This is a genomic window from Sessilibacter corallicola, assembly GCF_021290925.1.
Classification (GTDB): Bacteria; Pseudomonadota; Gammaproteobacteria; order Pseudomonadales; family Cellvibrionaceae; genus Sessilibacter; species Sessilibacter corallicola.
In genome coordinates, this window is sequence record NZ_JAJSLX010000001.1 from 403,615 (window position 1) to 416,373 (window position 12,759).

The 12,759-nt window shown below is 42.9% G+C and carries 12 protein-coding genes; all 12 read right to left on the reverse strand.

Features of this window, described 5'->3' with window-relative positions; translation table 11 throughout:
- Positions 1-10: 10 nt before the first annotated feature.
- Complete coding sequence (locus LU361_RS01605; RefSeq protein WP_233086565.1) at positions 11-595, reverse strand: DJ-1/PfpI family protein; 585 nt, start codon at positions 593-595, stop codon at positions 11-13.
- Positions 596-831: 236 nt separating this feature from the next.
- Positions 832-2,226: a cytochrome-c peroxidase gene (locus LU361_RS01610; RefSeq protein WP_233086566.1), complete on the reverse strand. Its 1,395-nt coding sequence runs from the start codon at positions 2,224-2,226 to the stop codon at positions 832-834.
- Between the two features lie 420 nt (positions 2,227-2,646).
- Positions 2,647-3,102 (reverse strand): hypothetical protein, encoded by a 456-nt coding sequence (locus LU361_RS01615; protein WP_233086567.1) that lies wholly within the window; start codon positions 3,100-3,102, stop codon positions 2,647-2,649.
- 93 nt (positions 3,103-3,195) lie between these two features.
- Positions 3,196-3,942 (reverse strand): sulfite exporter TauE/SafE family protein, encoded by a 747-nt coding sequence (locus LU361_RS01620; protein ID WP_233086568.1) that lies wholly within the window; start codon positions 3,940-3,942, stop codon positions 3,196-3,198.
- A 14-nt stretch (positions 3,943-3,956) separates the two neighbouring features.
- A complete protein-coding gene (gene ccoS / locus LU361_RS01625; RefSeq protein WP_233086569.1) occupies positions 3,957-4,148 on the reverse strand; it encodes a cbb3-type cytochrome oxidase assembly protein CcoS in 192 nt (63 codons plus the stop codon).
- A 141-nt stretch (positions 4,149-4,289) separates the two neighbouring features.
- Positions 4,290-6,710: a heavy metal translocating P-type ATPase gene (locus tag LU361_RS01630; protein ID WP_233086570.1), complete on the reverse strand. Its 2,421-nt coding sequence runs from the start codon at positions 6,708-6,710 to the stop codon at positions 4,290-4,292.
- Positions 6,710-7,285, reverse strand: coding sequence for a FixH family protein (locus LU361_RS01635; RefSeq protein ID WP_233086571.1), 576 nt, complete (start codon positions 7,283-7,285; stop codon positions 6,710-6,712). The genes LU361_RS01630 and LU361_RS01635 overlap by 1 nt, the downstream gene beginning before the upstream one ends.
- A gap of 305 nt (positions 7,286-7,590) precedes the next feature.
- Entirely contained in the window at positions 7,591-9,030 is a 1,440-nt protein-coding gene (gene ccoG / locus LU361_RS01640) for a cytochrome c oxidase accessory protein CcoG (RefSeq protein WP_434064650.1), read from the reverse strand.
- 297 nt (positions 9,031-9,327) lie between these two features.
- Entirely contained in the window at positions 9,328-10,227 is a 900-nt protein-coding gene (ccoP, locus tag LU361_RS01645; protein ID WP_233086572.1) for a cytochrome-c oxidase, cbb3-type subunit III, read from the reverse strand.
- Positions 10,224-10,439, reverse strand: coding sequence for a cbb3-type cytochrome oxidase subunit 3 (locus LU361_RS01650; protein WP_233086573.1), 216 nt, complete (start codon positions 10,437-10,439; stop codon positions 10,224-10,226). The genes ccoP and LU361_RS01650 overlap by 4 nt, the downstream gene beginning before the upstream one ends.
- A 25-nt stretch (positions 10,440-10,464) precedes the next feature.
- Complete coding sequence (gene ccoO / locus LU361_RS01655) at positions 10,465-11,076, reverse strand: cytochrome-c oxidase, cbb3-type subunit II (RefSeq protein ID WP_233086574.1); 612 nt, start codon at positions 11,074-11,076, stop codon at positions 10,465-10,467.
- Positions 11,077-11,093: 17 nt separating this feature from the next.
- Positions 11,094-12,551, reverse strand: a complete 1,458-nt coding sequence (gene ccoN, locus LU361_RS01660) for a cytochrome-c oxidase, cbb3-type subunit I (RefSeq protein ID WP_233086575.1) — start codon at positions 12,549-12,551, stop codon at positions 11,094-11,096.
- Between the last annotated feature and the right edge of the window lie 208 nt (positions 12,552-12,759).

A 12,759-nucleotide genomic window follows, 5' to 3' on the forward strand; every position in this document is an offset into this window, starting at 1 on the left:
CCCAATAAATCTATTCCGTTTTTTCCAGCCAGGTGTATTCCATTTTTTCTGCGGTTTTTAGGGCAATTTCTTTTCCACAGAGCTGGGCAACAATTTCTAAAGACATATCAATACCCGCAGAAATGCCAGCCGAAACGAAAACATCACCACGATCAATCCAACGAACATTGGAGTGCACATCTAATGCAGGAAACCTTTTTCGCAAGTCTTCAATGTCTTCATGATGAGTCGTGACGGGACCATCGACAATCACGCCGGAATTGGCCAGCAGAAAAACGCCGGTACAAACAGAAGCAACCGTATTGGCTTGTCGAGCTTTCTCTGCAATCCAGTGATTTAATTTTTCATTCGACATACTCGGTTCGTGCACGCCACCGGGCACGAGCAAAATATCAATCGATCGGGAATCATCGAGAAAATAACGCGGCGAAACCATAAAACCGTTACGTGCAGACACCAACGATTCTTCACCCACTAAGAAGACATCAAACTTTGGATTTTCTTGAACACGATTCGACGTTGAGAACACTTCAAACGGCCCAGCAAAATCCATCACTTCTACGTCTGGATACACCAAAATTCCTACAGACAACATAAAACACCCTACTTTTATTGATCTAATGTGGTTTTAAGCAAACCAAAATTAAAACATGAGAGTTAAAGAACATTGAATACAGGAATTACAATACCGCACAAACTTTGTAATTACAGCTCTTGACTCAGAACTTTACAATAACAATCAATCAAAATTAATGTTAAAAAATACCATAGAAAGAAACACAAAAAAGCTGCGCGTTAGCACAGCTTTCATCGCGCTCATCTTAAATACAATCAGCAGCCTAAATCTATTTGTGCAATCGCATCATTAACCGGTGTGCAATTTCCCGAAGGAACACTCGATGGCACAAAACGCTCTAAATTTGGATCATAAAGTGCGGTTTCTAAAAATGCGGTTAAATCATCGATTTCTTGTTCCGATAACCCCAAAGGAACCACACGTGAATCCAACACACCCTCAGGCAGTAATTTTTGCGATAATCCGGTATTTTTAAATGCTACCAAATCACGCACAGAATCAAACGACGCACCATGACCAAACACATTGGTATCAGCGAGGTTATACAATTGCGGAATTTTAAATTTATAATCGTCTGAAGATTCACCGGTAAAACCACCACGACCTTTGGCAGCATTTTCCGGAACGTTTCCAGTTACAGCAGAATTATTGGGATCAAAATCGGCGAAACCAATAGCAAAGAAAATTTCATCTTCGGTAGCACCAACGTCAGAACTGAAAGCCGCACCACGATGACAATCACTGCAACCAGATTCAAAAAATAAATTAGCGCCACGTAATTCTTCTGCGCTCATAGCATTTTGATCACCGCGCAACCAAAGCTGAAACGGAGATTGGTTTGCAATAATGGTCCGCTCAAACGCGGCTATCGCTTTAGCTGCGTCTTCTAATACATCGTCACTTCCGTCGGGAAATGCGGCATTAAAAAGTGCTTGATAATCGGCATTCGTTTGCAAGATAGAATCATCGGTAACACTCAATCGATGTACGCCCAAACCTGCCACCGCTTGAATTTCTACACCGGCTAATTGACGACTGTTATGTGCTTTAGGTGTTCCGGGTGTTGATAAAACATTGTCATCCAAACCAATGTTAACGAAACCCCCTTCCATGTTGCCAAACTGACCGTTCCACAACATAACTTCTTGGAAAGCAACATTAAGCACCGCTGGAGAAGTCACAGGTTGTACATCAGGCACCAGAGTCGGGTCGGACGATAACGCATCGAACCCACTCACCAAGACCCGAGTCTCACCAGCAATTCCAAAGCCTTCACCACCTTCGGCAATACCTTGAACAACTCCCGCTTTAAAACCTGCCGCGGCGTGATGGCAAGAAGCGCACGACCAAGTACCGGTTCGACCGGAATTAACACCAGCGGTTGCTAACGCGGTTTCGTGATAAAGCATCTGACCTAACTCTACTTTAGCGGCGGTAATGGGATTATTAGGATCTTGAGGTATATTGTCGAAATCATCAGAATCGGGCAGCATGAACGCTTCAATTCCAACACCATTACTGGCTGCCTCTAGATTAACTGTCAGTCGGGCGGATAACTTTTCTTCAGCAGTGGAACCGCCACTACCTCCACAACCAGACAAGACAAACAAAGAAGCAACTAACGCAGAAATCGAAATGCGATTTATCATGGTTTTTTCCTTAAGACGGCAATCAACGTTTTTTAAATTATTAGAGAAAGGTTTGTTTTATTATCGTTTCAATGATTAGCATTCGTTGCACTAAGGGAAGTTAATCAACAAAAACCGAAACACAACCTTTCTTAAATCTAGATTGCAGACACACGCTTTAAAAAGAACGCTTCAGAATATTATCGATAAAATTACATTTTTAAGGTCATTAAAAATGTGAAAAGAATTAAGGAGCCTTTGATTAATAATAGAAGTTGGAAAGAAACTCATTCACGCTAATTTAAAGCAACAAAAATTAGTGCAGCCTAGAAAAGCCAGCCATTACAGATGCAAAAGGAAAAGGAAAAAGAAAAAGAAAAGAAAAGAAAAGAAAAAAGCGATGAAATGTGGGAAAGTGGGAATTGACCAATTGAAACACACTTAATCAGTAGAATCGGGGAAAAAATAGATTCGCTGAAAATCGCTACCTTGTTTAGTTTTAATTTCGGAGTCTTCACGCAAGAGCATCATGGTTCGTTTAATATCAGCGTCGGAGCAGCCTTTGGTCGATAGAAATTCAATTAATTCGCCAGAACTCACCTCTGTTTTAGATTTAACATACAGAACCGCTTCGTCAATTGGCATACCAGAAAACATTGGATTATTAGAAGCAGCGTTACGGGCATTGTTATTATCAGATACAGTTTTTTCGCTCTGATTTTCGCAATCAGAGGCAAACGTACTTTCGTTGTTAATAGCTTCGTTGTTAGTAGTTCCGCTGTGAATAGCTTCGTTGTTAAATACTTGGCCCAACTGGCTAAAAAATTCTGATGAAATACCATCGATTTCTAAATCGACTGGAACAGCACCGATAGTACCTTTGATTCGAATTGCCATAATCAAGCCTCTTAAGTAGGTACAGAGTTCAAACGTTGGATAGCAGTGTCGCTATCATAAAGGCAAATCGAAAATCAGGCCACTGGCCAATACTTAATGGTGATGTGAATGATGGTCATGCGAAGACGAATCAGAATGAGAACCGTGATCATGATCCCCTGAGTACATCAACGTCCAAACACCGAAGACAATAATGGTAAGTGCGAAAAAAACTCTCAGGTGTTTGTTATTCAATAATTTCTGGAATTTATCGGCGAGCATGCCCGTCGCAAACAACGCCGGTAAAGTACCAAGACCAAAGCCGAACATTGCCAAACTGGAATTTACCATGTCGGCTTGAGCAACGCTTAACGCTAAGGCACTGTAGACCAGCCCACAGGGCAACCAACCCCATACAGCGCCATAAATTAGTGACTTGGGAAAACTGGTAACTGGCAGTAAATTTTTTGTGTATGGGACGAAAAATTTCCACAATTTTTGCCCCACACGTTCTAGATACACAAGGCCTCGCCACCAATTGGCGAGATAAAATCCCATGGCAATCAACAATAAACCGGCGATAAATCTTAATCCCGATAAATAATGCTGAGCAAAATTTGGGGAAAGTACCATGGCAAATTGTTGCGTAAAAAAAGTCAGTATCACGGCAAGTAATACGTAACTCAGAATTCGGCCGAGGTTGTAACCCAATAAGATTTTTATTCGTAACCAGGGTTTTGCTGGGGGTAAAGCAAAACTTAATGCACTGCAGATACCACCGCACATTGCGATGCAATGACCGCTGCCAAAAAAACCGAGAGCAACCGTCGTGGAAAGTAACGCTATATCAAGAAAACTCATGAAATGGTGAGAATTTACTTCTGAGGTTTATCGGAGTCTTTACCCGGTGAGGAATCGTTTGTTTTTTTCTGCTCATCGAAAAGAATTCTATGAGCTTCGGTATTGAGGTCGTCATACTGGCCATTGTTGATTGCCCAAAACAACACCTTAATGGCAATAAATACAAAAATAAGAGCAATCGGGACTAATATATACAGTATTTCCACACCTAACCTCACCCAGTCATAAATAATGACAAACGACTACGCCTTATTAATGCCAGCCTTTCAATCTAACTTTCGACGCAATTCTACGTTGTTTTGACCTGCCCAGATATTCGACACAGGTATTGCTTTGTAACTCTGGCTTTAGGCTGCAGTTAATTCAGACCTCGATAAACGCAGTGCGTTTATCACGACGATTAACGAGCTCAAGCTCATTCCAATGGCTGCCGCCCACGGCGGAATGTACCCTAAAGCTGCAAGTGGTAAAGCAAGGCCATTATACGCTAAAGCCCACGTTAGATTCTGCTTAACGGTTTTTCTAAGACGCTTGGCAAAGACAATGGCTTTATACAGTATCGTTAAATCGGCATTTAGCAATATACAATCAGCTCTTGTTTGAGCCAAATCAGTTGCTTGAGACATAGCCACGGAAACATCCGCTCCCGACAATACTGGCACGTCATTGATACCGTCCCCAACCATCATGACAACTTTTTGTTTATCCTGATGTTTTTGGATAATGTCTAGTTTCTCATCGGGCAAACAACCCGCTCGATACTCATTAATTCCCAGCGCTTGGGCCATTTTTTCGACGGTATCCGAGGCATCGCCACTGATGAGTTCAACACCCATTTTACGCTCGCGAAACAGCTCAACAGACTCTTTTGCCGATTCTCGCAGTTTGTCATCAAGTTTAACCCAGGCGACAGGTTCTGACTCACAGCTGAGCAACAACCACTGACCCGAAGAAGGCGCCGGTAGCACTTTGTCTGTTTCAGAGGCAAACTCCGCTTTTCCGAATCGATATTGTCGGGTGTCGATCGTGCCGCTCACCCCACTGCCGATGGTATTCTTAACATCTCTGGCTGTTTTATTCCCTTGCCACTGCTGAAAAGCCGCTGCAATTGGATGGCTCGACCCCATCTCCAAGGCAGCAATAATGGCGAGCCCTTCTTCTTCGGGCAAACTGTTAAGAGATTTGTATTCGACGACTTGAGGTTTGCCAACCGTTAGGGTTCCGGTTTTATCGAAAGCAACCTGATCAACTTTGGCAAGTGCTGCTAAACAATCACTGTTTAACACCAGCAACCCTGCACCTCTCAACCGAGATAACGCCGCTGCGTGCGCCGCTGGAGTGGCAAGTGATAATGCACAAGGGCAAGTTACCACCAGCACGGATAAGACAATCCACAAGGCTTCGCTGGGTTCGTGCCACAGCCAAAAACCGCCGATTAATACAGAAAACAGGAGTACCGCGCCGACAAAATAAGAGGCCAATTTATCAGCCAATGCGATTTGATACGGTTTGTTAAGCGAGGCAGATTCCACTAGACGTTCAATGGCCGATAATCGAGTTTGCTGGCCAATTGCTGTCACTTTGATCTTAACCGTGGACTCCATATTAACGCTGCCAGCAACCACGGAATCGCGAACAGATTTTTTAACCGGTGACGATTCACCCGTTAATAAGGACTCGTCGATTAAGGTTTCACCGTCTTCGATCACGCCGTCACAGGGAACGGATTCTCCGGTGCCAACCGCAACAATATCGCCAATTTTCAGGCTTTTTTGCGCGACTGTGGTTTGCGATTCACCGTTGGTACCTTTACGCACAAGCGTTGCTGTCAACGGTAACAGCTGGGCAAATTTTGAATTTCCAAGGCTGTTGTTATGCCTAGCCCTCATCTCTAAATATCGCCCGAGCAATAAAAAGAATGTGAACATGGAAACGGAATCAAAATACACTTCACCGCTGGCCGACAGCGTGGCCCAAATGCTTGCGGTGTAGGCAAAACCAATGGCGATAGATACAGGTACATCCATCACCAAATGTTTTTGGCGCAACGCTCTAATGGCAGCGTTAAAAAAAGGACGGGCGCTGAACAGTACAACCGGTGTTGCAATGATTAAACTGACCCAACGCCAATAGATCATCCACTGTTCACTGGCACCGGTATAAAGTGCCACTGCAACCATACCGACTTGCATCATGCCAAATCCGGCAACACCCAAACGCATTAACGATAAACGGTCTTCTTTTTGACGTTTTTCCTGGGCTTGATCTTCATTAGCGGGCGTTAATTTATAGCCAATATCAAAAACTGCCGACAATATTTCGCTCATGCGAATCTTGTCTTTATGCCAACGAATACTCAATCGCTCAGTGGCGGCGTTAACACTCACTCGCTCAATGCCATCGAGAGTTTGCAGTCTGTGTTCAATTAACCAAACACAGGCCGCACAGGTAATTCCCTCAACAAGCAATTGGGCTTGAACCAAGTTCTCGGACTCACCATCGGCTGGGAAAACAAACTCTTTTTGTAATTCGGGAAGGTCGTAAGCTTCGAAATTCAATTTTTGAATTTCGGTATCAGGCTTGAGATTCAGCTCCGATCGGAACTGATAGAAACTCGCCAAACCGCTGCCGTGAATTGCTTGAGCAACTGCTTGGCAGCCGGGGCAACAAAAAGATCGCGCTTGCTCGTCTAGCGTGGCGGTATATTCATTAGGATCTGCAACAGGTAAGCCGCAGTGATAACAAGGCTGCGATTGGGCTTGATTCATTAGGGAACAAGTTGAATGTCTGTTTGAGATGTAAAGTTGATTTCACCTTTTAACAACCAGTGCTCAAGGTTTGAAGATTCACTCGACTGATCTTCAATAATATTTCCGTGTTCGTCCAATTCGAATTGTTCACTGGTTGGAAGTAAGCGCATATACCATCTGTGTTGTAAGGGCTTTTCTAAATCGGCACGATAACGATTGAATGCAATTTCTTTCAGCTCGATAACCTGATCCAAATCTTCGCTGACTGGGTGATCCATAAATAGAAACAATGACTCAGGTAAAGACTCGCCCACCTTTTTTTCAACATCAATATAAACTTCGCCCGTTAACATATCGAATCGAACATCGGCACTAATACCCAGCTCTAAAGCAAGCTCAAGTTGTTGAAAGCTTTGATTAATCAAACGACCTTTTTTGTAGTAGTCGTCGGTAATAACATCGTCGCCATATTTAAAAGCTGTTGTTACTAGGATACTTGATAAAACAACCGCAGCGAATAAAGGAAACAAGACAAACCAAGCCCACCCTTCTCGGTACCAGGGTTTAGATACATCGTGCTGATCAGTCACCATTAATTCTCCACAAGTTATTTTTACAGCCTAGAACCCATTGGTTTGCAATACTAATGAAAGTTACATTCAATTGTAAGTGAAAGTAAATTCAGCCATAAATTCGGGTATAAATTGACCCGCAACTATACACATGCTGATATTTTAAACAAGATTTTTCACAAACCCAGAGGATGGCTTTTGGCTACGATTTAAAGCGTTGAATTATAAATTATTTTTATCGCTTAAGCGTATTCTAAAAATGTCTATGCTTAGACAGAAAAGCGCACCAATAAACTTGGTGCGCAAAAATAACGTGGAGACAAAAACTATTGTGAGATTGGACCGATAAACGAGGTTTTTTGCTTGGCCGAAATTGAGTCATTATCGCGAGACGTTACGGTTACGAAGATCTCGCTCTTTTCTTCATGCAAACTCTCTCTTGGCGCTGACACTCGAATAGGCACGGTAAATATTTCGCCTTCTTCAAGGAATACAGGCTTGTGTTTTAGTGTAAAGCCGTCTTCGCCTTCAACAGAAATATCGTAGTAATGATCCGCGCGATCCATATTATTGATTTTCACGGTGTAGACATTCACGATTTCATCGCCAACCACACGGTACATACGCGCGCCTCTGTCGCGAACAATATCAACGGATATTGGATCTCTGTCTGAAATCGCGAAAATAAATACTGAGAACATGGCCACTACGGCAAAGCTGTAACCAAAAAGTCGTGGGCGGAAGAAATTAGTACGTCCTGTTTCAACTTCGTCTTGTGAGGTAAAGCGAATCAATCCGTGAGGGTAATTCATTTTATCCATCACAGAATTACACGCATCGACACACAAACCGCAGTTAATACACTCGTACTGAAGCCCTTCGCGAATATCGATATCAACTGGACAAACCTGAACACACCAAGAACAATCGACACAATCGCCTTTACCAGCAGCTTTGTAATCTTCGTTGGGTTTACGTGGACCACGAGACTCACCGCGCTTGGTATCGTATTGAACGGCTAGCGTGTCTTTGTCGTACATAACCGATTGGAAACGAGCATAGGGGCACATAAATTTACACACCTGTTCTCTCATCCAACCCGCGTTTAAGTAGGTCATACCAGCGAAGAATAACGTCCAAAACGCCGCTGCGGGAGGAATATCCCAAAATACATAACCAGATTCAGCCACCTTAGGAATAAACCCTAAAATCAGTTCTCGCACCGGCATAAAGTAGCCGATAAAAGTAATGCCTGTGATTAAAGAAATAATGATCCAGAGGCTGTGCTTACTGCTCTTACGAAGGACTTTTTCGGTGTTCCAGTCTTGCTTATCTAATTTAATGCGTTTGTTTCTCTCGCCCTCTGTGACCCGCTCGGCCCACATAAACAACAGAGTCCAAACCGTTTGCGGGCAAGTAAAACCACACCAGACACGACCCACTAAAACGGTGACGGTGAAAAGAGTAAACGCGGAAATAATTAACAACCAGGCGAGTAACATTCCGTCTTGAGGCCAAAATGTTGCCCATAGAATGTGGAATTTTCTTTCAGGTAGATCGAATAACATTGCCGGTCGACCGTCAATCGTCAACCACGGCATGATTAAAAAACCCAGTATTAAGGGAATACCTGTATATTTGCGAATATTCTGGTAAAAGCCAGAAATTTTTCGAACATAAATCTTATTCGCGGCCTGATAAAGCTCTGTATATTCTTTATCATCTTCTTTTGGGTCAACTTGCTTGACTGGAATCTTATCTAACACAGTGCACCTGACTAAATACGGTTATATAAATTTTATTTCTTCTCTGAAGCGCTCGTTACAGTGCTTCAAACAACCCCGTCATTCAATCGACTTTTATGTTTTTTATATATCGAAAAATTAAATAAACAACTGAGAATCTCTTAAATTTCGTTTTATTCTAAAGTAAAAATTAAAAACATTTTTGCATTAGCTCAAATACTTTTGATTTTTATCCTAAAAATAACGGACAAAAAAATAGGCTGCCTTTTTTCAAAGTGCAGCCTATTTTATTAATGCGATCTAATTAATAAACAATGATTAATTAAAATCTTGTGACAAGCTATAAACATAGGCTGTTAACAAATGAATCTTATCTTCACGCAACTTATCGCCCTGAGCTGGCATAACACCTTGTCTACCGTCACGAATAGACTGTCGAATGCCCGCAGGAGAACCATCGTATAACCAGATGTCATCAATCAAATTAGGCGCACCTGTTAAGTGTAAACCTTTACCTTCGGCACCATGACAAACAGCACAGTTCTGCAAGAATAACGGTTTTCCTAACTCAGCTTTCGCTGCGTCGTGCTCTTGGCCAGACAAACCAACAACATACTCTGCAACTTGACCAATTTTCTCTTCACCTAAAATTGCTCCCCATGCAGGCATGGCCGCTACACGTCCGTTAGTGATTGTCGCTTTAATGGCATCTGGTGTTCCGCCGTACAACCAATCGTCATCGATCAAGCTTGGGAAGCCGAAGTTACCGCCAGCATCTGCACCGTGACAAACTGCGCAGTTGTTTGCAAACAAACGAGTGCCCATTTTGTTAGCTCTTGGATCTTGAGCTAACTCTTCAATCGACATGTTGTTGTAAACACCATAGCTTTCTTCGTAAGTCTCAAGTGCTTTTTCTTGCTCGGCTTCCAATTGGTTAACTGAAGTCCAACCCAAGGTTCCTTTCCAAGTACCTAGACCTGGGTAAAGAATTAAATAGAAAACAGCAAAAACAAATGTCGCGATAAACATTTGGAACCACCACTTTGGCAGTGGGTTGTCATATTCTTCGATACCATCGTAAACATGACCCGTGGTTCGGTTTTCAGGATCTTGGTCATCTCTTTTTGCAACTTTACGGTTCGCAAGTAATACCCACAAAACTAGGGCTAGGTTGGTCACCGTTAAGATGATGATCCATAAACTCCAGAAAGTACTCATGATTTTTCTTGCCTCTCTTCTCCAGATACAGCCTCAGGCTTGTTCACAGAAATGCTGTTTGCTTTCTGTGTATTGTTTTCATCTTCAAAAACAGAATTGGCTGCGTCTTCGAATTTCTTTTTACGGCTTGGAGAGAATGCCCACCAACAAACACCAGCAAATGCAATCATCACCAATATCGTGGACAAACTTCTGAGCGTATTAATATCCATAGACTTTTAACTCAATGAACGCAAATTAGCGTTTTTGTTTGAGTAGTACACCTAGCTTCTGAAGGTAAGCTACCAGTGCATCGATTTCAGAAACGCCTTCTACCGCTTCTTTTGCACCTGCTATGTCTTCATCAGTATAAGGAACACCAACGGCACGTAATGCTTTCATTTTTGCTGCGGTGTATTTTCCGTCTAGGTAGTTATCAAACAACCAAGGGAATGCTGGCATGTTCGACTCTGGAACTACGTTACGAGGGTTATAAAGATGCGCTTTATGCCAGTCATCAGAGTAACGCTCACCCACTCGTGCTAGGTCAGGACCAGTTCGTTTTGAACCCCACAAAAATGGGTGTTCGTAAACTGATTCACCAGCAACAGAATAGTGACCGTAACGTTCAACTTCTGCACGTAATGGACGAACCATTTGTGTGTGACAAACGTGACAACCTTCACGGATGTATATGTCTCGGCCTTCAAGCTCAACCGCTGACCAAGGCTCTAAACCTTCAACTGGCTCAGTGGTTTCTTTCAAAAAGAATTGAGGAACAATCTCTACTAAGCCACCGAAGCTAATCGCAACGACAGTTAGCACGACCATTAAGAATATATTCTTCTCGACTATATCATGGTTTTTCATCGGTAAATCTCTCCCACTTAAGCCGTTTGAGTTTCGGCTGATAAGCCGTCTTCGTTTTTAGCCGGCTCTTTCTCTTCAGCAGAAAGAGTTCTGAACATGTTATAGGTCATCAATAACATACCCAGTAAGAACATGGCGCCACCGATTACACGGACAAAGTAACCTGGGTAACTGGCTTCAACTGATTCAACAAAGTTGTAAGTTAATGTGCCGTCGGCGTTGAATGCGCGCCACATCAAACCTTGAGTGATACCGTTAACCCACATAGATGCGATGTATAGAACCGTACCGACTGTCGCTAACCAGAAGTGAGAGTTAACTAATTTTACGCTCCACATTTCTTTTTGGTTTGTAAGCACTGGTAACAAGTGGTAAACCGCACCGATTGAAATCATGGCAACCCAACCGAGCGCACCAGAGTGAACGTGACCAATAGTCCAGTCAGTATCATGGGATAACGCATTTACGGTTTTGATCGACATCATCGGACCTTCAAAGGTCGACATGCCGTAGAAAGACAGTGAAACCACCAAGAAACGAAGCGTTGGATCGGTACGCAATTTATGCCATGCGCCAGACAGCGTCATAATACCGTTGATCATCCCACCCCAAGAAGGTGCTAGAAGAATCAAAGACATCACCATACCCAAACTCTGCGCCCAATCTGGCAATGCTGAGTAGTGTAAGTGGTGAGCACCGGCCCAAATGTAGAGAGAAATCAATGCCCAGAAGTGAACAATGGACAATTGATAAGAGTAAACAGGACGACCCGCTTGTTTAGGAACGAAGTAATACATCATTCCAAGGAAACCAGCAGTTAGGAAGAAGCCTACTGCGTTATGGCCGTACCACCATTGAACCATTGCATCCATTGCACCCGCGTAAGCTGAGTAGGATTTGGTTAAGCTGACAGGAACGAACGCACTGTTAACAATATGGAGGATTGCGATGGTGATAATGAAAGCACCATAGAACCAGTTTGCTACATAAATGTGCGAGGTTTTACGTTTTGCAAGAGTACCAAAGAAGACAATTGCGTAAGACACCCATACCAGAGCAATGAGAATGTCGATCGGCCATTCAAGCTCGGCGTATTCTTTTGAGCTTGTTAAACCCATTGGCAAGGTAATTGCTGCTAAAACAATAACTAGCTGCCAACCCCAGAAGGTAAAAGGAACAAGGAAGCCGCCAAACAACGGCGTCTGACAGGTGCGCTGTACCACGTAGTAAGAAGTTGCAAACAGTGCACATCCACCAAATGCAAAAATTACTGCGTTCGTATGCAGTGGTCGTAAACGACCGAAATGGGAATAAGGCTGAACTAAATCGTTCAATTCTGGCCAAACAAGTTGAGAGGCGATCAGTACGCCGACAGCCATACCAACTACACCCCAAATCACGGTCATGACGGCAAACTGACGAACGACTTTCATATCATAGGCCGGTTGTTCACCAGCTATGGCTTGACTACTCATAGTGACGTCCTAGCAATTAATAATAATATTTTGGAATTCTAGATAACCATAAAACCCAAACCCTAAAGTAAAAATGTAATTTTCTATGGGTATAATTTGTATATAAGCTCAAACAAAATCCGACTTATATTAGGCTTGTGACCCACATCTCGCTTGATTATAGTCAAGGCTTCAAAGATTACCTTTTTTAATTAGGGAATCGGACTGT

Excerpts from the sequence above, each read along its gene's own strand:
- LU361_RS01630 (WP_233086570.1), bottom strand. The coding sequence starts at position 6,710 with ATGAATCAAGCCCAATCGCAGCCTTGTTATCACTGCGGCTTACCTGTT.
- ccoN (WP_233086575.1), bottom strand. The coding sequence starts at position 12,551 with ATGAGTAGTCAAGCCATAGCTGGTGAACAACCGGCCTATGATATGAAA.
- LU361_RS01610 (WP_233086566.1), bottom strand. The coding sequence starts at position 2,226 with ATGATAAATCGCATTTCGATTTCTGCGTTAGTTGCTTCTTTGTTTGTC.
- LU361_RS01650 (WP_233086573.1), bottom strand. The coding sequence starts at position 10,439 with ATGGATATTAATACGCTCAGAAGTTTGTCCACGATATTGGTGATGATT.
- LU361_RS01620 (WP_233086568.1), bottom strand. The coding sequence starts at position 3,942 with ATGAGTTTTCTTGATATAGCGTTACTTTCCACGACGGTTGCTCTCGGT.
- LU361_RS01635 (WP_233086571.1), bottom strand. The coding sequence starts at position 7,285 with ATGGTGACTGATCAGCACGATGTATCTAAACCCTGGTACCGAGAAGGG.
- LU361_RS01605 (WP_233086565.1), bottom strand. The coding sequence starts at position 595 with ATGTTGTCTGTAGGAATTTTGGTGTATCCAGACGTAGAAGTGATGGAT.
- ccoP (WP_233086572.1), bottom strand. The coding sequence starts at position 10,227 with ATGAGTACTTTCTGGAGTTTATGGATCATCATCTTAACGGTGACCAAC.
- ccoO (WP_233086574.1), bottom strand. The coding sequence starts at position 11,076 with ATGAAAAACCATGATATAGTCGAGAAGAATATATTCTTAATGGTCGTG.
- LU361_RS01615 (WP_233086567.1), bottom strand. The coding sequence starts at position 3,102 with ATGGCAATTCGAATCAAAGGTACTATCGGTGCTGTTCCAGTCGATTTA.